Origin of the sequence: Sorangium sp. So ce1036 (genome assembly GCF_051369805.1) — a bacterium.
GTDB lineage: Bacteria > Myxococcota_A > Polyangia > Polyangiales > Polyangiaceae > Sorangium > Sorangium cellulosum_F.
In genome coordinates this window covers 3948073-3969838 of record NZ_JBBMOX010000001.1, presented here as the reverse complement: position 1 = coordinate 3969838, position 21766 = coordinate 3948073, and the positions used below count along the sequence as shown (strand labels likewise).

Genomic DNA, 21766 nt, shown 5'->3' with positions numbered 1-21766 from the left:
CCCACGAGTGGGTGGAGCGCGACCTCATGGGCAGCCCCACGCGCATCCGCTTCGGGGACGGCCGCGAGATCAAGCTCCAGTACGACCTGTGCAACCGCGAGGTGACGCGGGAGCTGCCGGAAGGCGGGGCGATTCACTCCTTCCGCGACGCGATCGGCCTGCTCACGCAGCGGTGCGTCACGACGGCGGGGGCCAGCGTACGGCCGGGAGAGCCGGGGTGGGTGGACCCGGTGCCCCGGGCCACGGTCTGGCAGAAGAGCTTCGCGTACTCGCCTGGCGGCGAGCTCATCGCAGAGCACGATCCGCGCGTGGGCACGACACGCTACGAGCACGGTCCGCTGGGTCAGCTCATCGCGGTGATCCCTCCGGGCATCCAGAAGCTGATGTACGGGTATGACGAGACGGGCAACCGCCTTGCATCGAGCGGGGAGCGGTACGCGGCCGGCGGCAAGATGCTGCAGCGGGGGAACGTCGAGTACAAATATGGCGCGGCAGGGGCGCTGGTCGAGCGGCGTGACACGAGCTCCTCGGCGCCCGCGTGGCGTTACCGGTGGGCCGACACCGGGCTGCTCCAGCAGGTCGTCAAGCCCGACGGAACCACGCTGAGCTTTCTCTACGACGCCTTCGCGCGCCGCGTGATGAAGAAGGTCGAGACCCCGGGCGGCGGCACGTCCGTGCACCGGTACGTCTGGACCGGCGACGTGGTGCTTCACGAGGTCCGCCGCCTCGTGCCACGTGCCGGAGATCCCGTGGTCGAGGTGCGCACGTACTGCCACGGGCCCAGGGATCCGGTGCCGATGGCGCAGCGCAAGGACAGGATCGTCGGCGGGCAGCGCGTGGACGGCGCCTGGGAGTTCCTCGTGACCGACGCCAACGACGCGCCGGACGCCATCCTGTCGGGCCAGGGCAAGGTGCTCGCCGAGGTCGAGATGGATCCCTGGGGCAACGTCAGCGACGCGACGCGCGGCACGACCTCGTTCCGGTTCCCGGGTCAGTACGAGGACGAGGAGACCGGGCTGTTCTATAACCGCTACAGGTACTACGACCCTGAGCTCGGCCGCTACATCAGCCCGGATCCGATCCGGCTCCAGGGCTCGCTGCATGCGTACGCGTATGCGGGCAACCGGCCCGACTCGGCGATCGATCCGGACGGGCTGCAGACCATCGTCACGATCACACGCCGGGACGGCTCCACCATCGAGCGCAGCCAAGGCGAGGAACAACCCTATCATATCGCGGTTCAGCGGGCCCTCTCGCCCTGCACGGCGCACACCGCTGGAGCTCCGGCCGTCCAGATGGAGACGGACGCCTCGGCCGAGCGCGGTGGTAGGCGGCCGTCGGCGTGCGCCGAGCCGGCTGCGCTGTCCGCGCACTTGCGGGACTGGGAACAGCGGAACTGTTCGCCGCGAGGCACGCGCGCGCCCATCCACCCCGACTCCGAGGATGGGCGGCGTTCGCTCGCCGATGCGCTCGGGGAAATTGAGGAGAAAAACGGGATCGCCGCTCGTGATCAGGCGAACAGACCGATGGCCCCCTGCGCGAACTGCAGCCAGACCATCCCGAACCTGTGGCGATTGACCGGACCCAACGCGACGCCGCCGCCCAACGTGATCGCACCCGGCTACACGCCGCAAGCGATCAGGTCGATGCAACAAGGAGGGAAGCACGGTCCGCCGCAGCGATTCACCGCGCCGCAGGAGTCAACCCCCTCGTACGAGCAGCGGCTGCGCGAGCACAACCAGCGCCATGGAGACAACCGCGTGGTACACGCCTGGGATCCTGAGACTGGGTGGGGGTCCAGCAGACCATGAACAGCAAGACACCGATCTCGGAGCGCGCGCTTCAGGTTCTCGTCGAGAACGGCTGCATGCCTCCGGGCTGGAACCGCGACGTGCTGCTCGACTGGCTGGTACAACACGGCGTGCCGCGCTTCGACGTCCTCATCGCATGGGAGGAGGCGCTACACGACATCCGTGACCGTCTTTACCTCCCTCGCAGCCCATGCGCAGCCAGCGAGAAGGGCTGCCGCGGGCGCCGATCGAACTATCTGATGTTCCTTCCTGACGGCCTGAGCTACTGGACCATGAGGTCCTATCCCGGCGGTCGTGTACCGAACGTGCGCGAGCACGAAGGCAAAAAACTCGTGCTCTTCGGGGAATCGTCCGCGCCGGTGCGCTATTTTTATATGGACGAGGCTGGCCGCGTCTTCGAAGTCACGCCGTGGCGCCCCTGTCACCTGGTCGCGCGATCTCCTTTCATCCACCTCGAGCGAGCGATCCTCGAATCGATGACCCTCAAAGCGGAGGCGCAGCTCCGTTGCCAAGGGAACGTGGCCGAGGAGCTCGCGGGCGCCCTCGACGTCCCACTGATCCAGGAGGCGAGCGACGAGGTGGAGCAATCCCGCGCGGACGGTCGCTTCATCCTTCAGCACCGCGATCCGCAGCACACCGATGTGTTTCTCCTGTCGCTGGATCACGCCCCGCTGCTCCTGCGCGCGCTGAAGCAGCTCGGTGTGCGCGCATTTCTCCAGGGCCCGAGTTTTTCAACCGTCACGTTCGAGCCGCCAGAGCCGGCACCTCCGCTCGCCGCTCCGGCGGGTAAGGAGGCGATCCAGCTCTGGTCGTTCGGGGGCATCCGTGGGTTCATCTCGATGGAAGGAGACGCGCTTGTGCAAACCGCCGGCCGACACACCGAGGTGCGCCGGCGCGAGGTTCGCCGCGGTCTCGGGAAACGGCGATCCACCGAGGTGCGGCGGTGCCTGCTCGGCGAGTCGGACCTCGGGATGTTCTCACCACGCGCGCGCGAGTACCTTCTGGCGGTGAACGTGCGACGCGATCCGGTCGAGATCCCGGAGGCGGACGAGCTGGAGCGGATGCTCCGGACCTGGGGGCTGCCCTCGTATCCCGCGCTCGTGGACTTTCATGCGAGCTGGGCCGGGTTCGCCTGGGGCAGCGCTGAGACCCCTAACCAGCTCGGGACGTTCGGCCTGCTGCTCGCCAATTTCCCCCCGCCCGAGCCGCCGATCGAGCGGCGAAGGCCGGGTAGCCCGCCCAGCATGAGCCTCGAGTGGGAGGGTCGCGAGCTCGTGATGATCGGGGCGACGCAGAGCACGACGATGTTCCTCGACCACGACGGATCCATCGTCGAGCACGAAGCCTATGAAAACCAGCTCTTTCCAAGCGCCTCCAGCATCGCCAAGCGCATCGAGTTCGAGGCGACACTCGAAACGGTGACCGGCACCCAGTACCTGGAGGGGGCGTGCGGCGGCTTCGTTGGCCGCGAGCTCGCCGACGCCCTTGGCCTCGCGCCTGTCCCGGAGGCGAGTGACACGGTCCGCGCGTGGTGGATTGGCGAGCACGTGTCGGTGTACGAGTGCTACTCGCCCGTCTCCGGCGAGCGCATGACGGCGATCTTCGCAGACAGTGAGGAGCTACATGAGCACGCCATGCAGCTCGGAAAGTCATCGAAGGGCGCACCGTAGCGCCGAGCGATACGGCTCGTGCCTGAGCTTCGCCGGGAAGGGGCTTCCAGGCGGGACGCATCCGCAACGCCGAAGACCTCGACGCTGGCTCCGCGGACCGCGGCTGGTGTTCGGGATGAGCTGCCTTCGGCATCGACAATCATAGCCGCCCACCACACATAGATCGTGGATGCGCAGGATCCGCCCGCCACGAACAAACCAGCCGGATCTCGCGTTAGGCCGCCATGAGTGCGAGCCATCTCAAGCTTTATCCTGGGTGGCATCTGCTACAATGCGGGATATGTCGCGCTTGGCCGCCACCATTCCTCATCTCGTCCGACGCATCAGCCATATGCAACCGGCGTGCATTCTGCTTGGAATGTTCGCCATGACTGCGAGTTGTTCGCCCGCGGATCGCGACTTCGTGCGCTCCGAGCCAGGCGGAACCGGCGGTACGGGTGCCGGCGATGGGCACGGCCCCGGCGTCGGAGGAACGAGCGGCGGGTCTGGCTGCGCTCTCGAAACACAGGCGACGGACTGCGACGACGATAATCCGTGCACGGCGGACGCATGCGCGGCTGGTGCCTGCGTTCACGTTCCGCTTGACGGTGTATCCGCGCCACCATCCGCGCAGGTCGCAGGCGACTGCCAGCTCCTCACCTGCGTCACGGGGCAGCCATCGCAAGCGATAGATGACAGCGACGTCCCCGACGATGACAATGAATGCGCTGTGGGGACATGCGAAGGAGGCGTCCCGACGAGCACGTCAGTGCCTGATGGCGCGCCGTGCGGGCAATCGACCGACTGCATCTCCTACCGATGCGAGGCAGGTGCTTGCATCGGAGATGAGGCGGCAGAAGGAACCCCAGTTACCACCCAGGCTCGCGGCGACTGCATGCTATCGATCTGCGATGGAGCGGGCGGAATCACCAGCACAATCGACACAACGGACTTGCCAGATGACGGGAACCCGTGCACGAGCGACGGGTGCTACGATGGCGTGCCGACCAATGTCGCGCCCGCCGGCGTGGTGTGTTGTTTCGAGGACGCGGACTGCCCGCGTTGCCACGTCTGCGGCGGCGGTGGGGCCTGCGAGCTGGCGGCTCCCGGCACCCGAGGGCTGGGCTGTGCGGAGGACCAGGTGTGCGACGCTGCCGGCGAGTGCAAAGGGCCGAACGGTCAGGAATGCGCGAGTGGAGCAGCCTGCGCGAGCGGGCACTGCGTCGACGGTGTCTGCTGCGATACTTCGTGCAGCGCGACCTGCACGGCCTGCAACGTGTTTCGATCGGTCGGCACCTGCTCGAACGTCCTGCAGGGCCGCGTGGATCCGAGCTGTTCGAGCAATGAGCTATGTGATGGCGAGGGGACCTGCAAGCTCGCGGGCGGCGAGCCATGCGTGCGGGACACGCAGTGCGCGAGCGGCCACTGCTTTCATGGGTCCTGCACTGGATTTCGTGAAGCGATTGAGTAAAGAGCTATTATCGCTTGACACCGTTATGCCGAAGACGCGGGCGCGGCTCTGGGCGCCATCGTTGCGTGATGGCACGGATACTGTAAGGCTCATGGGCTATACCAGGGCATGCCCAGAGAACGCATCGACGAGCGAGTCGGCGAGCCCATCGCTGTCCGCCGCTACGCGGTGGAGGATCAGCCCGACCGGGAGATCGTGCTCATCATCGGCAAGCCGCTCGCGCCCCGCAAGCCCCACGGCGACTGGCGCTGCGCCGTGCTCATCGTCGGCATCGGTGATGGAGTCTTCCATGTGCAGGAGGGCGTCGACGCGGTGCAAGCGCTCCAACTCGCCCAGGCGTTCGCCAAGCAAGCGCTGGAAGCCTCCGGCCTGCCCATCACATGGAATGGCGGGGAACCTGGCGCCCTTGGCCTGTACTGCCCGATCTCCTCGCCGCATGGGCTGTGGTTCCAGCGTCTCGCGGAGCAGGCGTTCAACCTCGCCGTGGAGGCCGTCGGGCACATCCTGGTGGAGGCCAAGCGACAGGGCTCGGAGGTGCGCGAGCGCACGGGTCGAGCACGGTCGCGAGCGCGATCGCGACACAAGTGAGAATCGCTCCCCCACCGCCTGCATGAGCCCGTACTTCGCCGCAAGCGTCCCGTGGCCGGGGGAATGCTCAACTTTGGCCCCGAGTGCTCAACTTTGCCTGATCGGTGCGCCGTCGGGGAGGACGCGCGCGTCGACGTGCGGGTGCCCGGTGCCCGATGGACGGGGTCGAGCTCCGCCTGGTCGAGGCGCAGCGCTGCCGGGTGCTCGCCTGGGGCTTTCTGGCCGAGGGGCGCGTCGCCCGGCGATCCGCGCGGGCGCGGCTACTCCGCGTCCCTGAGCCCGCGGGCGCGCCGCTCGCGGGCTCGCCCCTCGGCCAGCCAGCACCGTGCGAAGACGTAGAGGTAGACCGGTAGGCCGGCGCGGAGCCAGCCGACGAACGAGAGGGCCCCGGGAGTCGGCGCGTCGAACCACGCCGCGGCGACGATCGCCACGCCGGAGGCCAGGATGCCGATGGTCCTCAGGGCCCTGTCCATGGCTCAGATGAGGCTGCAGAGGACGCCCAGCGTACCGAGGGGGGCGCCCGAGTGGTTGGAGCAGCGCTGCGCATCCCGCGGATCTCTTGCCCTGGGGCAAATCGCGGAGGTCGCTACCATCGTGGCCCCGAACATGAAGATGCTGCACCCGAGCCCGATCGGGCTCAACGGCTGCTGGGCCGTATCGATCTGCTCGTCGCCCTGATCGTGGGCTGTCGTGGTGCTCGTATCGCCGTCGCGGAGCGTCGATGCGCAGGGGATGTCCACGTAGGCTCCCTGGTCGAGCGGATTGAAGATGCGGATCGCCGCCTCGGGACGGTCCGCGCACGCTGCCGCGAGCTCGGCGCGCCCGGCCTCGAGGATCTGTGGGATCACGCTCTCGGTCGTCGTCTCGCCGCCGAGGTGCACCTCGAAGCTGCGCGGTGCAGCGGCCTCGCCCTCCGCGCCGCCGTCGCTCGCTGCTTCACTGGGTTCGTCTGCCACGCCGCAGGCCGTCGCTCCCATGAGCGCGGCCAGGGTCAGGCCGATCCTGACGTGCATGTACAACCTCCACGCGCCGCATTCCGTCGCGCGCGGATCGTGGCTGCGAGCCGCATGCCAGGGCCGCAGAAACCAGCGCGCGCGAGGATCAGCGACCCGCGCCCTCGACGTCGCCGGCCGGCAAGCGGAGCGACCCGGGCACCTCATGCTCACACCGCACCTCGGCTGCCCGCTGCCCGCGGCCGACCGTGGCCAGGCGCAGCGCGGACGCCGCGCCGAGCTGGCGGGCCTCGACCCGGCGGAGGCGGCGCAAGGTCAGCAGTCGGAGAGCGACAACCAGGGCGAGCAGGCTGACGGCGAGAATTGCGCAAAATTGAGCATTGCCCGCCTGAGCTCCCGACAGCACGGCGACGCCCGGCGCCCCCTCCCGCCGCGAGGCACCGTCGGGGTCGAACGCCCGGAATGCGTGCCGCTCGCCGGGCCATGATCGCGCGCGCCCGAGTGACACGACGTGTGCCCGAACGTTTGCAGGAGCGCATCCGAAATGACACGACGTGTGCCCGAACGTTTACAGGAGCGCATCCGAAATGACACGACGTGTGCCCGAATATTTACAGTACTGGGCGCCCGTGAGCTGCCGCGGCTGCCCGGACAGGCTTCCCCCGGTCCAGCCGAAGGTACACGCGTCCATTTCGTGCCTCTGACGGCTGTTGGACGCCGCGGACGTTCACTATCCAGCTCGCCCGCGGGGACTTCCGCGGGATGAACAAATCCAGAACCAGCGAGAAAGAGACCGGGAACGCGCCTGCGTCGCCTCCCACCACCCAACGCTCCTACCGCGCTTGCCTCGAGCGCTTCGCCACGGAGGCCAAGGGGGCACCGTGGCGGCGAGCCGCGCGGCTCGTGCCGGAGCTTCGCCCGGACGGCGTTCTTGCCGGGTCCCTCCGGGACGTGGCACGGGGCGGCAGGAGCTTTTTGCGCCGCCCTTCGGTGGCCCCGCGGCGATAATGCGCCGTGCCTCGCCGCCTCCTCGCCCCGTCCGTGCTCGCCCTCCTCGTCGCGCCCGCGTGCGCAGGCGGCCGGGACATGGCGCCGCCCGCGCCGCCCCCCGAGCTGTTCGAGCTGCCGCCCGAGGCGGAGCTCCCCGAGGTGGAGCTGGCCCCGCCGGCCGGGGCCGAGGGGCGCGTCGCGGAGATCCGTGGGCGCGAGGAGGTGCCGCTCACTGGTCCGCGCGTGGACGCGGCGCCGGGCGACTGGATGCTCGCTCACGGGGACCGGGTGGCGGTGGTGTCGGCCAGGGGCGACGTGGTCGACTTCGGCGTCGTCGGCGGCCGCGATGAGCTCGGCGCCGTGCGGCCCCTGATGCACGTCGCGCTGAGCGCCCCCGCGGACGACGTGCTCCACATCGAGCCGGTCGGCGCAGGCGGGCGGGTGCTGCGGGTCGTCCGGGCCGCGCGCGGCTATCCGCTGCGGCTCGTGAGCTGGATCTACTTCGCGGGGACCACGCTGCGCATCGAGTCCGCCGCGGTCGGCGTGCCGCCGGCCGAGGCGCCCGACCCCAACCTGGGTGGGGAGGCGGTCAACCCCAACCTGGGTGGGGAGGCGGTCAACCCCAACCTGGCGGCCATCCCCAACCTGGGTGCGCCCGCCCCCAACCCGGGTGCGGCGCCTGCCAACCCCAACCCGGGTGCGCCCGCCCCCCCCGCCCCCAACCCGGGTGCGCCCGCCCCCGCCCCCAACCCGGGTGGGACGCCCGCCACCCCCAACCCGGGTGGGGCGCCCGCGCCCGCGGCGCGCCGGTGGCCGGCGGTCGCCGCGACGCTCGGCGAGCGCGCCGGCTGGGGCAATGTCCCCACCTGGGTCGAGGGCCACGGCTTCGCCACCACGCCGGGCCGCTTCACCACCGCCTTCCTCGCCCGCGAGAGCTCCGGCGTCGCCTACGCCCTCTGCTCCCTCGGCGGCCCCCTCCGCGCCACCTTCGGCCCCCAGGTCCTCAGCGGCTTCTTCGAGTCGGCCGTCACCGGCGAGGCCGTCGAGCTCGTCCCCTACGGCGGCGCCTCCTCGCGCCGCGCCATCGCCCTCGCCACCGCCGCCTCGGCCGGCGACGCGGCCGTCCAGCTCCCCTGCCTGCGCGCCGGCGGCGTCACCCGCCTCCCCCTCCCGCTCCTCGCCGCGCGCGGCGCCCACGCCGAGGCCGCCCGCTGCGACCCTGCCGGGCGCCCCGGGCGGATCTTCGCCCACTTTGCCGCCGCGCAGGCGCCCGGCCTGGGCGACCGCCGCGAGATCGAGCTCCCCCACGGCTGCTTCCACGTCCGCCTCGCCGCGCCCGGGTTCGCGCCCGGCCCCTGGACGCGCGCCGACCTGCTCGCCGCGCAGCCGCGCGCGGCGCTCCTGCCCGCGGCCGGGCGGCTGCGCTTCCGGGTGACCGAGGCCGGACGGCCCGTGCCCGCGCGCGTGCTCGTGCGCGGCCTCGGCGGCACCCCCGACCCGCACTGGGGCCACGACGCCGAGGGCGGCCTCGCGCTCAACGTGGCCCACGCCGATCGCGGCGAGGGCGACCTGCCCCTCCCGCCCGGGCGTTACCGCGTCTCCGTGGGCCGCGGCTTCGAGTACACCGTCCACGAGCAGGAGATCACGGTCGCCGCGGGACAGACGGCCGAGGTCCGCGCCGCCATCGCCCGCGTCGTCGACACCACAGGCTGGATCGCCGCGGACCTGCACCTGCACGCCGAGCCCTCGCCCGACGCCCCCACCCGGCTCGCCGAGCGGGTGCGCAGCCTGGTCGCCGCCGGCGTCGAGGTCGCGGTGGCCACCGACCACAACGCGGTCACCGACTACGGGCCGGCGATCCGCGAGCTCGGCCTCGACGCCGCCCTCTTCGGCATCGTCGGCGACGAGGTGACCACCCACGCCCCGCACTGGGGCCATTTCAACGCCTTCCCGCTCGATCCGGGCGACCCGCCGCTCGCCCATGCGGGCGTCCTGCCGGCCGAGATCTTCGCCGAGGCGCGCCGTCGCAAGCCGTACGGGGAGCGGACGCTGGTCCAGGTGAACCACCCGCGCATGGGCGACATCGGCTACTTCGAGGTGCTGCGCATGGATCCGGCCGACGTGAAGGGCTGGCTCGAGCGCGCGCCGCTCGCCGACATGGGCTTCGACGCGCTCGAGGTGTTCAACGGCGATCACTACGACCAGCTCCACCGGGTGGAGGCGGTGATGCGCGACTGGTTCGCGCTGCTCGACGCGGGCTTCCGGGTGGTGGCCACCGGCAACTCCGACTCGCACCGCGTCGCCTTCCAGGAGCCCGGCACGCCCCGCAACCTGGTGCAGGTGCCCGCGGACGCGCCCGGCCAGCTCGACGAGCGCGCCTTCGTCGAGGCGGTGCGCGCCGGCAAGGTGGTCGTCTCGAGCGGCCCCTTCGTGCGCCTCACCGTCGCCGGCAAGGGCATCGGCGAGTCGGTGCCGGAGGGCGACGCGGAGATCGAGATCCGCGTCGACGCGCCGCCCTGGGTCGACGTCGCCTGCGTCGAGCTGGTGCGCCGCGGCGAGGTGGTCTTTCGCGCCGCCGTCCGCCCGCCGGAGCCCGCGACCGCGGCCGCGGCCGGCGCGGGCGCCACACGGCCGCCGCGGTCGGCCAGCGCGCCGCGGGCGACGCGCGTCACCGAGCGGACGCGGCTCTCGCTGCGCAAGGGCGACTGGGTGATCGCGATCGCGCGCGGCGCCCGGCCGATGGACCACCTCCACCGGCCGGGCGCGCTGCCCTTCGCGTTCACCAACCCGGTGTTCGTGCGCTGAGCATCACGCCCGCTCGCCTTCCGGTGGCGCCCCCACCCCGGCTGGCATCGACGCTGCTTCCACCCCGGGGATGGCAAGCTCTACTCGGAAGGTGACGACCGATCACGACGAGATCCGCAGGTGGGCCGAGTCCCGCGGCGCGAAGCCCGCGCACGCCATCGGGACCGGCGGAGAGGGCGACGTGGGGGTGATCCGCCTCGATTTCCCCGGCTTCTCGGGCGAGGGCAAGCTCCAGGAGATCTCCTGGGACGACTTCTTCGCGAAGTTCGACGAGAGCGAGCTCGCGCTCGTCTACCAGGAGACCACGGCCGAAGGCGAGTCGAGCAATTTCAACAAGCTCGTGAGTCGCCATAACCCCAAGATCGAAGAGGAGCTGGGGAAGGGAAAGGCGGCCTGATCGCGGCGGTGCTCCCCCGGCGCACGCCCGCCCGAGCCCCGCAAGGCGTCTGCGGCGCGCGATGGCACCCCCGCGCGCAGCGCACGGGGGTGTGCCCGTCCTCGCTCGGCCGCGGCGCCGCCGAGCGGCGGGGCTCACGTGCTCACTTGAGCGACTGGAAGAAGCGCCAGGCTCGCCCGCCCGCGCCGGACGGCACGGAGTGCCCCCCGGGGTGCGTGCAGTACACGAGCGGCACGCCCTCGTCGCAGCCTTGATACTCGACGCACCCGTTGCCGAAGGCCGCCGACGGCGCCGTGGTCGCCTGGCAGCCGTTCCGGTCGCGCCAGAAGTCGCGGGTCGATTGTCCCAGCATGGGGGTCACGGTCCCGTCGGTGTCGCCCTGCGTTTGAATCACCGCGTGCGCGGCGCTGGCGTCGCCGCACCTGGGCTGGGAGCTATGGGGGCCCCATCCGGCGACCGGCGCGAGGCCGCGGAACACGGACGCGCGCTCGCAGCCGAGCGTGTTCGTCATGAAGCCACCCTGGCTGAACCCGACCGCGAAGACGCGCTCCGTGTCCACGCAGTAGCTCGCCTTGGCGTGCTCGATCATGGCGTCGAAGAACGCCAGGTCGGCCTCCAGGCGCGCCTGGTTGGCGTTCGGCGGCGGGCCGCCCCAGTTGGAGTCGGCGTCACCCCACTGCGACTGGGAGCTCGGAGGCCTGGATTGCCCGTTCGCCGGCAACCCCTGCGGGTAGATGAGCAGCGCCTGGTCGTCCGTCTCCTGGATGAGCTGGAACCCGCTGTTGTCGTGCGCGGCCCACACGTTGTTCATGTTCAGGCCGTGGATACCGAAGACGAGCGGCAGCGGCTTGCTCGGGTCGTAGCGCTCCGGCACGTAAATCAGGTAGTAGCGCGTCACGCCGCCGACCGTCAGCGTCTGCTGCATGCGAGGGTCGGGTCGCGTCACGGCCTTGCCGCAGCCCATCGAGCCGCTGCCAGTACCCGGCGAGCCGCCGCCGCCAGTACCCGTCGCGCCGTCGCCGCCAGCGCCCATCGAGCTGCCGCCGTCGCCCATGCCGCCGCTGCCCGCCGCGCCCGAGCTCTCGTCGCTGCCGCCCGTGCCCGTGCCCGTGCCCGCGCCCGCGCCCCCGCTCCCGTCGGCTCCTCCGCCCGACGTCGCTCCCGTGGCGGCGGCGCCGGCGCCCGCGGTACCGGCCCCCGTCGTCGTCGAGCCTGCGACCGGTGCATCCGACGAGCCGCCGCCCGTGGCGGCGCCAGAAGATCCCTCGGCGCCGGGGTCGACGGCATCCGGCTCCGAGGAGCACGCGACCGCGCACGTCGCCACGCCAGCAGTGAGAAGAACGCTCAGACCAAATGCAGATTTGCTCATCGGGAGACCACCTCGTCCAATGTTGCTCGCCGGGGGCTCGGACGATCACGGGTCGCCCGCCACGCTCCCCTGGCTGGTTGATGCCGACACCGTGCGCCGCCGGGCCGTTCGGGATCCTCACAAGTCAGGTGGGCGGCGCCTCCCCGCGCTGCCCAAGGGGGCTTGGCTCTCCTCCTCCGTCGCCCAGCTCCGTCTCGTTCAAGAATCCAGGCTCAGACACCATACTGTGAGCGTTCACATATCGGCGTCAAACAAAATTGACCGGTGCGTGCGGCCCTCGATCGCGACAGGCGCGCAGCGGCAGCCGGTCACGGCGCCCGCGCGGACCATCCCACGCGCTCGGCCCATGCGCGCTCGTTCGGTGCCGGTGGATATATGCGGTGTTCTTGCGCAGGACCGGCTCGGCCGCGATCACGACGCGCGATCAGGGTCGCTGCCTGCTCTCGATGTCCCGCGGCGCCTCGCGCCCGCTCCCCTCGACGCCGCGGTCCGGAGGAGTCCCGCCAGCCTCGCCTCCCTCGGGCCGGAAGATGCCCGCGGGCCGGCCGATTCGTGTTGACATCGAAGTTGTGAACGCCCACATTATTCCCGAACCGTATCCTTTTGCTTCGCTCCGGATGGGTCGCCCCTGCACCCTGGGTGGGTCGCCCTGCGCCCGAGCCCCTCATCGTCCGATCGATCTCGGCACCGATCCCGTTCGCGCGCTCGCCTCGGACGCGCGTGCTGATGAGTTCTTGGCTCGCGACGATCCTGCCCGCGAGGGGCGCCGCTCACGCGCGGTCGAGCAGAGGAGCGCCGGCGCGTCATGAACCGAGCGTTCCACGACACCGGCAACGCCTGACGAAGTCTCAGGCGAGCCGCAAGGATTCAAGAATGGCAACGAGCACGACCTCCATCCAGCGCAAGCTCCTCGGGGTGACCTTGTCGCTCTGTGGCGCGACCGCGCTCCCGTCCGTCGCCCTGGCGGACAACCCCATCGTGCAGACCATTTATACCCCCGATCCTGCCCCCATGGTCCACGGTGACCGGGTATACCTCTATACCGGGCACGACGAGGACAGCGCGACGGACTGGTTCGGGATGAACGAGTGGAGAGTGTATTCCTCCACGGACATGGTGAACTGGACGGATCACGGATCGCCGCTGAAATACAGCGATTTCGGCTGGGCAAAGGGGGACGCGTGGGCAGGCCAGGCCATCCACAGGGACGGGAAATTCTACTACTACGTCCCTGTGACGAGCCGCTCGCTGAACAGGATGACCATCGGCGTGGCGGTGTCGGACAGCCCTACCGGGCCGTTCAAGGACGCCCTGGGACGGCCGCTCATCACGGCCAACTGCGGCGACATCGATCCGACGGTGTTCATCGACGACGACGGCCAGGCCTATCTGTACTGGGGAAACCCCAGCGTGTGCTACGTGAAGCTGAACGAGGACATGATCTCCTACCAGGGAGACGTCGTGCGCGTGCCCATGACGGCGGCGAGCTTCGGACAGCGCACCGGGGAGGATGATGGTCGCCATACGACCAAGTACGAGGAAGGCCCGTGGCTCTACAAGCGCGATGGGCTGTACTACCTGGTATACGCGGCTGGCCCCATCCCCGAATACATCGCCTACTCCACGAGCAGCAGCCCCACCGGCCCGTGGACCTACCGGGGGGTCATCATGCCCACGGAGGGCAGCAGCTTCACCAACCACGCGGGCGTCATCGACTTCAAGGGGAACTCTTACTTCTTCTACCACAACGGCGCCTTGCCGGGCGGCGGAGGCTTTCACCGCTCGACGGCCGTCGAGCAGTTCACCTACAACGCCGATGGCACGTTCCCGACGATCGAGATGACCCAAGCGGGCGCGCCTGGCGTCGGCAACCTGAATCCGTATGTCATGACGGAGGCCGAGACCATCGCCTGGGAGTCCGGCGTCGAGACCGAGGCATGCAGCGAGGGAGGACTGAATGTCACGTCGATCGAGGACGGGGACTACATCAAGGTGAAGGGCGTCGACTTTGGCACCGGCGCGGTGTCCTTCGACGCGAGGGTGGCCTCGGCGACCGGCGGCGGCAGCATCGAGCTGCGCCTCGACAGCCCGACCGGCACGCTGGTGGGGACCTGCGCGGTTCAGGGGACCGGCGGCCCCCAGACCTGGGTCACCACGTCCTGCGCGGTCGACGGCGCGACAGGGATACACGATCTGCACCTGAAGTTCACCGGTGGAGACGGCCCCCTGTTCAATTTCAACTGGTGGAAATTCACCCCGCTCGACGCCCCGGATCCGGATCCGACCGGCGGCGGGGGCGCTCCGAACATGGGTGAAGGGGGAGCGACGGGCAGCGGCGGCTCGGGCGGGGATGGGAGCGTCAGCGGCGCCGCGACGACCGGCACCGGAGCCACGGCGGGCACCGGAGCGACGACCGGCGCCGGAGCCGCGGCGGGCAGCGGCGCGGGCGGCGCTGCCGCCGCCCCCGCTGACGACACCAGCGACGACGGGGGCGGGTGTGCCTGCCGGGTCCACTCGGGGCCCAGCTCCCCCGCAGGCGCGCTCGCCGCCCTGCTCACCCTCGGCGCGGCGGCCGCGCGGCGGCGTCGTGCCCGAGGCGCCGGGCGGAGCGGGGCCGCCGCGGACTGACGATCTGGTGCAAGGACCGCGGCGCCCGCGGAAACCTGCCCCCTCATGGCCTATATCAACGTTCTCACTGGAGGTTCCACCATGTTCACGAGATTTCGCACAGGTCCGATGCTCGCCGCGGCCTCGCTGGCGCTCGCGGTGAGCTCGACCGCCGTCGCGAAGCCTTACAAGGGAGCAGAGCTTTACACGCCCCAGGGCTATCTTCACGGTCGCATCGAGGTGCGGATGCGCATGGCGCGCGGGAGCGGCATCCTGTCGACCTTCTTCACCTACAAGGACGGCTCCGAGCAGTCCGGCGCGTTCTGGGAGGAGATCGACATCGAGGTCTTCGGCAAGGACAACGCCCGGACCTGGCAGTCCAACATCATCACCGGGATGGGCACGAGGGACACGTCGGAGCAGGATCACACGGTGGACGTCTCCCTCGCGGACGGCTACCACACCTACGCGCTGGAGTGGACGCCGGACTACGTCGCCTGGAGCTTCGACGGGAAAGAGGTCAGGAGGACGACGGGCGAGCAGGTGCGCGCCCTGACGAGTCCCCAGTCCCTTCGCTTCAACACGTGGGCCTCCGACGTCGTCGAATGGGTCGGACCGTTCGACGACTCCGTCCTCCCGCAGCACCAGTTCGTCAACTGGATCAAATACTATCGCTACAACAACGGAAGCTTCGAGCTCGCGTGGCAGGACGAGTTCGACTCCCTGGACGGCTCGCGATGGAGCAAAGCGGACTGGACGTTCGACGGGAACCGCGTGGACTTCGACCCGCAGAACGTGACGGTGAAAGATGGCACGCTGGTGCTGTCGCTGACGCGGGAGGGGCAGACCGGATTCACCGGAGCCGTGCCCCGCGATGAGGGCACCGAGCCAGGCACCGGCGCGGGTGCGGGTGCGGGCGGGGCGGACGCGGCGGCCACCTCCTCCGGGAGCGGCGCGGGCGGGGCGGACGCGGCGGCCACCTCCTCCGGGAGCGGCGCGGGCGGGGCGGACGCGGCGGCCACCTCCTCCGGGAGCGGCGCGGGCGGGGCGGACGCGGCGGCCACCTCCTCCGGGAGCGGCGCGGGCGGGGCGGACGCGGCGGCCACCTCCTCCGGGAGCGGCGTCGGCGGGACGGGCACGGCGGCCACCACCTCCTCCGGGGGCGACGGCGCACCGGGCGAGGGAGGTGGGCTCGGCGGAATCGTGCCGGACGACGGGTCTTCCGACGGAGGTTGCGGGTGCGTCGTCGCCGGGGCCAGCGCCACGGCGAGCTCGTGGGCCGCGACGCTCGCCGTCGGCCTCTCCGCCGCCCTGGCGATGCGACGGCGCCGGAGCCGGAGCCGTCGCTGACCTGGAGCGCCGATCACGTTCATCGGCCGTTGAAATGAACCGCCAGGCGCGCCGAGACGAGAACAAGATCTTGGCGCCGCGGCGCGTTGGCGGCTCGAGGATCTGCTCTTTCCATTTTCAGGCGGTTTCAACCCGCTTGTCGCCCTGGATCTTCTCAAGCGCGGCTCCGGAGGACCCCGCCCGCGTCGTCCTCCCTCGGGCTCAAGGGTCCCCGTGGGCCGGTCGATTGGCGTTGACACCGGCCATGTGATCGTTCACATTGCGTCCAGGGGTACGTTGTGCTTCGCCCTTGGTGGGTCGCCAGGCGCGCCGAGACGTTCGTCTTCTGACGGACCGGCCTCGGCACCGACTCCGTTCGCTCGGCCGTCGCGGAAGTGTTCGCCGATCGGTGGTGCTTGGCGTCTTGCCAGGGGTGATCCACCAGAGACCACGACAAGCCCTGCTGATTCGACGGCTGTCGTGAGCCCCTGGGCACTGTCCACTGGGATTTTCTTGGCAGTCCGGCGGGGCGGCCAGCCGGCAACTTCGGGGCGGCGTAACCTATGTTTGCGGTGGGCCATGCTCAGCCCCTCCTCGGACGCGGCGGTATCGTCACACCGGCCCGGTCCGGTATCCGGTGCACCTGGTCCTGTCACGCCGGGCGAGATGGGCTCCGCGGTGCGAGCAGCTGCGCTGAGGCATGGTCGCCAGATGCGGGTCCCCGCGCGTCATCACCCCCTTGCATTATCGGAGAGCAAGATGAAGAAGCCGTCCTGGCACGAGCTCCGTTCCTCAAGAGAAGTCGCCGCCGTCTGCGCGCTCGCGTTCGCGGCCGCGTGCACGGGCACGCTGGGTGACCCGACGGATCGCGCCGGGGCGTCCTCCGCCGGAGACGATGGACCGTCGACGGGCGACGATGGACCGTCGACGGGCTCGGGCCCTCCGCAATTCCAGCCCGCGGCCGGGATGCTGCGCCGCTTGACGAGGACGCAGTTCCGCAACGCCGTGCGCGACGTGTTCGGCGTGGAGGTCGACATCCATGAGCTCGACGCCGATAGCTGGAACGGGAGCTTTGCGGTCATCGGCGCCTCGACCGTCGTGACCTCGGAACGAGGCGTCGAGCAGTATCACACGGCCATCGAGGGCGCCGTCGACGCCGTGTTCGCGGATCCGGCGAGGCGGGACGAGCTCATCGGTTGCAGGCCCAGCGGCGCGGAGAACGACGCTTGCGTGCGCGGCTACATCGAGGCGCTGGGGCTCCGCGCGTGGCGCCGCCCGCTCGAGACCGCCGAGCTCGACCGGCTCGTGTCCCTCGCCACGACAACCGCGACCGAGCTCGGCAGCCCCGTCGAAGGCGCCCGCTGGGCGACGGTGGCGCTCTTCACGTCCCCGAACTTCCTGTACCGCGCGGAGCTCGGCGCTCCGAGCGCCGACGGTTCGCTTCGCTTGACGGGCTACGAGATGGCGTCCCGGCTCGCGTTCCTGGTGTGGAACAGCCTGCCGGACGAGGAGCTGCTCGACCAGGCCGCGAGCGGGATGCTCGGGACGGTGGAGGGGGTCCGCGCCGCAGCGACGCGGCTGCTCGACGCGCCCGCTGGGCGGGAGGCGGTCGGCGCCTTCGCCGAGGAGTACATGCGGCTCGATCGGATCGGCACGCAGGCAAAAGACGCAGCGCTGTTTCCGGAGTACGACCCCGCGCTGCAGGCGGCGATGGTCCGCGACATGCGAGGCACCTGGGAGGTCCTCGCGTTCGACGATCAGGCGAGCGCGCTCGACCTGTTCTCGACCACGAAGGCCGTCGTCAACGCGGAGCTCGCCCAGCTCTACGGCCTCGACACGACCGGCCTCGGCTCGAGCACCTTCGAGGTCCGCTCGTTGCCCGCGGACGGCCCGCGCGTCGGGATCCTCGGCAAGGCGGGCTTCCTCTCGCAGTTCGCGAACCAGAAGGAGGGCTCCCCCACCCTGCGCGGCAAGTTCATGCGTGAGGCCCTGATGTGCACGACCGTCCCGCCTCCGCCCGGCAACGTCGATCTCGTGCTCGAGGATCCGCCCGCGGACAAGCCGCTCACGAAGCGTCAGCGGCTCGAGCTCCACCGGACCGCGCCTGCCTGCGCGGGCTGCCACGGGTTGATGGACCCGCTCGGCCTGCCGTTCGAGAACTTCGACGCGATCGGCCGCTACCGCACGACCGACCACGGCCTGCCGATCGACCCGAGCGGCAACTTCGACGGGGAGGACGTGGCCGACGCGCGCGACCTCGGCATGACCATCAGCTCGAGCGACGCCGTCGCCCGATGCCTCGTCCGCAAGTACTACGCGTACGCAGCGGGCCACGAAGAGAGGGTCGTGGACCGCAGCGTGCTGGACACGCTGACCGCTTCGTTCGAGGCGTCGGGGTTCAAGCTGCGCGAGCTGATCCTCGACGTCGTGACGCACGAGGCCTTCTCGTCCGTCGCCCCGCAACCCTGATCGCAGGTGCCTGCCATGAAGAACAAAGCCTTGAACCGACGAACCGTTCTCCGGGGCATGCTGGCGACGGGCGCCGCCGTGACCATCCCGCTCCCGCTGCTGGAGATCATGCTGAACCAGAGCGGCACGGCGCTCGCCCAGACGAAGACCCCGGTCTCGCCGCTCTACGTGACGTGGTTCTTCGGGAACGGCACGCTGCCCGGCCGCTGGAAGCCGACGCGCACGGGCTCCGGTCCGGCCTGGGACCTCAGCCCCCAGCTCCAGCCGCTCGCGGAGCTCAAGCCGTACCTCACGGTGATCAGCGGCCTCGAGAACAAGCTCGTGGTATCGGGCTTCGAGCACCCCACGGGGTCGGCGGGGGCCACGACCGGCGCGCCGCTCAGCGGGAACGCCGTGCGAGCCGCATCCATCGATCAGGTCGTCGCGGACGCCATCTCGGAGGGGGCGCCGTACCGCTCGCTCGAGGTGGGATTGACGCCGGCGACGCCGGGCGGCCCTCAGGACTCGCTGCACACGGTCTCGCACCGGGGGCCGAACTCGCGCAACAACCCGGAGTTCGATCCGAGGGCCGTGTTCAACCGGTTGTTCATGGGCGGCGCGCCCGCGCCCCGCGACGACGAAGCGGACCAGGCCACGAAGCTCGCGAACGTCCGGAAGAGCGTGCTCGACTCCATCCTGCAAGACGGCGCGAGGCTGCAGCAGCGGCTCGGGGCGGCCGACAGGCAGCGCGTGGAGCAGCACCTCGAGTCGATCCGCGCCATCGAGCGGCGCCTCGAGACGATGGCCCCCGGCGGCGGCTCGCCGCCGGCGTGCAGCAGCCCGACGGCCCCCACCGTCGGCAAGGACGCGCAGAGCGAGGCCCCCCCGGCGGTGAACGCCGCCATGGTCGAGCTCTCGGCGCTCGCGCTCGCCTGCGAGAGGACCCGCGTGCTCTCGTTCATGTTCTCGCTGCCCGCCGCGCACGTCTACTACCGGCACCTCGCGCAGGACATGAACGACGACTTTCACGACACCATCTGCCACGGGGATCCCGGGGATCAATCGGGTCAGCCTCGCGTCGACAAGGGCGTGATTTACACGATGCGCTGCCTGAACGAGTTCCTGACGAAGCTCAAGGACACGCCGCACGGCAGCTCGAACCTGCTCGAGAGCTCGCTCGTGTACGTCACGTCCGACACCGCCTGGGGCAAGACGCACACGAGGACGGAGTGGCCGGTGCTCTTCGCGGGGAGAGCCGGAGGGCGGCTGCGCGGCGACGAGCATCACAACTTCCCCGGCGACAACCTGAGCAAGGCGCTCCTGACGATCGCCCAGATCATGGGCCTGAACGTGACGGAGATCGGCGTCGACGCGGGGCGGGTCACGTCACCGCTCGCGGGCGTCCAGGCCTGAGCGCGGGGGCGCGCGAGCTCCCTTCATCGAGGGTGCTCGCGCGCTCATCGCATCGCCGCGAGGTCAGTTGCGGTCCAGGAAATCCATGAGCCACTGCATGGCCGGCCGCATGGTGCCGTTCGAGTGCTGGATGCCGGTGTTGTCCCGCCACGTGGTGCCGACGATGTAACCCCAGAGGGTGATGCCGGGGACGGCGGGGTGATTCCAGAACATCGTGAACTGCTCCTCCATCACCTGCTTCTGCCGGTTGTCGTCCGCGATGCCGATGTCGTACTCGGTGATGTACACGGGCTTGCCCAGGGAGGCCATCTTGTCGAGGTACCCCTTCACGGTGCCGGTGTTGATCTTGTACGCGTCGTGGGCCTGCGCGCCGAGCGCGTCGACCGGCGCGCCCGCGTCGATGACCGCCCTCGCGATCCTCATGAAGTTGTTGTGGTCGTTCTCGTACTCGATGTTGTTGTAGTCGTTGAGGATCAGGACCGCGCCCGGGCAGAACTCGCGCGCCCACTTGAAGGAGTTGACGATCCAGTCCCAGCCGCTGGCGCCGTCGCCGCCGATGCCGTTCTTGTAGGAGGGCGTGGTGTGGGGCGGCGGCTCGTTGACGACGTCGATGTACTTCGTCTCGGGATAGCGCTCGCAGAACTGCTTCATCCAGTCCCGCACGGCGTTCCGCTGCTCGTCCGGGGAGAGGCGACCGACCCAGTCCGGCTGCTGGGAGCCCCACACGAAGACGTGGTGCTTGAAGATGATGTTGTTGTCCTGCGCGTACTTGTAGATCCTGTCGAGCGCGCTCCAGTCCTTGTTACCGCGGCTCCTCTCGACGGAGCCCCACTTGCCCTCGTTCTCCGGCGTGATCTGGTTCCAGTACCGCGCGAAGCCCTCGCGCACGGCGCCGCTCGTCGTGATGTTGCCGACGAACTTCTCGCCGCTCGACGAGCCGCCGGCGCCGTCGCCGCCGGTGCCGCCGTTCGAGCCGCCCGTCCCGCCGCCGCCCTCGCCCGAGCTGCTGGTCGAGGAGGTGCTCGTCGAGGCGCTGCTCGTCGAGGAGGTGCTCGTCGAGGCGCTGCTCGTCGAGGCGCTGCTCGTCGCAGCGCCGCCCGCGCCGCTGGTGACCGACGCGCTGCTGCTCGTCGTCGTGCCGACGCCGGAGGTGACGCCGGAGCTGACGGTGCTGCCCGCTCCCCCCGATCCATCCGAGCCGCCGTCACCTCCGTCGTCCCCACCAGCGCATCCAAAGAGGGTCGCGACTCCGAGCGCGATCCAGGTCGTGCCGCACAACCATCGAGAAGAACGGTTCTTGTTCATGTGCCACTTCCTCGCCAGGGCAAAGTAAAAGGAGGACCGAGAGCATTTTGTGAACGCTCACACACTGGATGTCAACCCGAAACGGCCCGGTAGGCGAGCTCACAGATACCGTTCCCCCGGCGCGCATCCACCTCGCCGCCGACCCGACGCGGCGCGCGCTGGGCTCTCGATCCTGCTCACCAACGCGGCCATCGCCGTCGACTCGGGCGGCCGCACCCGGCCTCGGATGAGCTGCAGGGGCTAGGGAGCAACACCCTCGATAACGTATTCCAGCTCATGCGGACGCCGCCGCGGCCGCGGCCGCGCACCCTCGGGATCGAGGGTGGCGCGCGCCGGTTTTTTGTTTGACGCCGCGGATGTGATCGATCACATTTGGCACCAGGGTTTCTTCTGCCCCGCCATGGGCAGCGCGTCATACGGACCGGGCCCCTCGTGCGCGTGGGACCTCGACGGTCGGGCGCCGAGGAGCGCGATGCACGGGCGATCGAGGGCGTGCCGCTCCGGGGGGCCTCGGGGCGCCGGCGGGTCCTCGTTGCCCGTGCATGGGGCTCCTCGTTCGGCGCCCTTCGCTCGAATGCATTCTTCGTGGTGCGTGCCCTGTCGGGGGGCGCGCAGCTCGTGCTGCTCATCG

General features: G+C 70.3%; 15 protein-coding genes. 10 read left to right on the top strand and 5 right to left on the bottom strand.

Annotated features, from left to right (window positions below):
* The first annotated feature begins 26 nt into the window (after positions 1 to 26).
* The 3 genes from WMF31_RS15180 (at position 27) to WMF31_RS15170 (ending at position 5519) form a co-directional block, all read left to right on the top strand.
* The gene (locus tag WMF31_RS15180) at positions 27 to 1811 is read left to right on the top strand and encodes an RHS repeat-associated core domain-containing protein (protein WP_436602634.1); all 1785 of its coding nucleotides are present in this window, start codon (positions 27 to 29) and stop codon (positions 1809 to 1811) included.
* Positions 1808 to 3481, top strand: coding sequence for a hypothetical protein (locus tag WMF31_RS15175; RefSeq protein ID WP_436602633.1), 1674 nt, complete (start codon positions 1808 to 1810; stop codon positions 3479 to 3481). Before WMF31_RS15180 ends, WMF31_RS15175 begins: the two co-directional genes overlap by 4 nt.
* 1558 nt (positions 3482 to 5039) lie before the next feature.
* Positions 5040 to 5519 carry a DUF6968 family protein gene (locus tag WMF31_RS15170; protein WP_436602632.1) on the top strand — a complete coding sequence of 160 codons (480 nt, stop codon included), beginning with the start codon at positions 5040 to 5042 and terminating at the stop codon, positions 5517 to 5519.
* A gap of 260 nt (positions 5520 to 5779) precedes the next feature.
* Here WMF31_RS15170 and WMF31_RS15165 read toward each other — a convergent pair whose 3' ends face one another.
* The 3 genes from WMF31_RS15165 to WMF31_RS15155 all read right to left on the bottom strand — a co-directional run bounded on the left by WMF31_RS15165 (position 5780) and on the right by WMF31_RS15155 (position 6785).
* A complete protein-coding gene (locus WMF31_RS15165) occupies positions 5780 to 5992 on the bottom strand; it encodes a hypothetical protein (RefSeq protein WP_129349325.1) in 213 nt (70 codons plus the stop codon).
* Positions 5993 to 5995: 3 nt separating this feature from the next.
* Complete coding sequence (locus WMF31_RS15160; protein WP_436602631.1) at positions 5996 to 6532, bottom strand: hypothetical protein; 537 nt, start codon at positions 6530 to 6532, stop codon at positions 5996 to 5998.
* A gap of 88 nt (positions 6533 to 6620) precedes the next feature.
* Entirely contained in the window at positions 6621 to 6785 is a 165-nt protein-coding gene (locus tag WMF31_RS15155) for a hypothetical protein (RefSeq protein ID WP_436602630.1), read from the bottom strand.
* 701 nt (positions 6786 to 7486) lie between these two features.
* On the opposite strand from WMF31_RS15155, the gene WMF31_RS15150 reads away from it, so the two are divergent.
* On the top strand, positions 7487 to 10267 hold the full coding sequence (locus WMF31_RS15150) for a CehA/McbA family metallohydrolase (RefSeq protein WP_436602629.1): 2781 nt from the start codon (positions 7487 to 7489) through the stop codon (positions 10265 to 10267).
* Positions 10268 to 10337: 70 nt separating this feature from the next.
* Positions 10338 to 10664 carry a hypothetical protein gene (locus tag WMF31_RS15145; protein ID WP_436602628.1) on the top strand — a complete coding sequence of 109 codons (327 nt, stop codon included), beginning with the start codon at positions 10338 to 10340 and terminating at the stop codon, positions 10662 to 10664.
* A 142-nt stretch (positions 10665 to 10806) separates the two neighbouring features.
* Here WMF31_RS15145 and WMF31_RS15140 read toward each other — a convergent pair whose 3' ends face one another.
* Positions 10807 to 12033 (bottom strand): alpha/beta hydrolase family esterase, encoded by a 1227-nt coding sequence (locus tag WMF31_RS15140; protein WP_436602627.1) that lies wholly within the window; start codon positions 12031 to 12033, stop codon positions 10807 to 10809.
* An 873-nt stretch (positions 12034 to 12906) separates the two neighbouring features.
* Between WMF31_RS15140 and WMF31_RS15135 the strand changes: the two genes are divergently transcribed.
* The 4 genes from WMF31_RS15135 to WMF31_RS15120 all read left to right on the top strand — a co-directional run bounded on the left by WMF31_RS15135 (position 12907) and on the right by WMF31_RS15120 (position 19830).
* Complete coding sequence (locus WMF31_RS15135; protein WP_436602626.1) at positions 12907 to 14661, top strand: glycoside hydrolase family 43 protein; 1755 nt, start codon at positions 12907 to 12909, stop codon at positions 14659 to 14661.
* An 81-nt stretch (positions 14662 to 14742) separates the two neighbouring features.
* Positions 14743 to 15990, top strand: a complete 1248-nt coding sequence (locus WMF31_RS15130) for a family 16 glycosylhydrolase (RefSeq protein ID WP_436602625.1) — start codon at positions 14743 to 14745, stop codon at positions 15988 to 15990.
* A 738-nt stretch (positions 15991 to 16728) separates the two neighbouring features.
* Positions 16729 to 18438 (top strand): DUF1592 domain-containing protein, encoded by a 1710-nt coding sequence (locus WMF31_RS15125; protein ID WP_436602624.1) that lies wholly within the window; start codon positions 16729 to 16731, stop codon positions 18436 to 18438.
* A gap of 15 nt (positions 18439 to 18453) precedes the next feature.
* Positions 18454 to 19830 carry a DUF1552 domain-containing protein gene (locus tag WMF31_RS15120; RefSeq protein WP_436602623.1) on the top strand — a complete coding sequence of 459 codons (1377 nt, stop codon included), beginning with the start codon at positions 18454 to 18456 and terminating at the stop codon, positions 19828 to 19830.
* A gap of 63 nt (positions 19831 to 19893) precedes the next feature.
* On the opposite strand, the gene WMF31_RS15115 is transcribed toward WMF31_RS15120, so the two are convergent.
* Complete coding sequence (locus WMF31_RS15115; protein ID WP_436602622.1) at positions 19894 to 20718, bottom strand: endo-1,4-beta-xylanase; 825 nt, start codon at positions 20716 to 20718, stop codon at positions 19894 to 19896.
* Between WMF31_RS15115 and WMF31_RS15110 the strand changes: the two genes are divergently transcribed.
* Complete coding sequence (locus WMF31_RS15110; protein WP_436602621.1) at positions 20663 to 21163, top strand: hypothetical protein; 501 nt, start codon at positions 20663 to 20665, stop codon at positions 21161 to 21163. The genes WMF31_RS15115 and WMF31_RS15110 overlap by 56 nt on opposite strands.
* Positions 21164 to 21766: the final 603 nt, after the last annotated feature.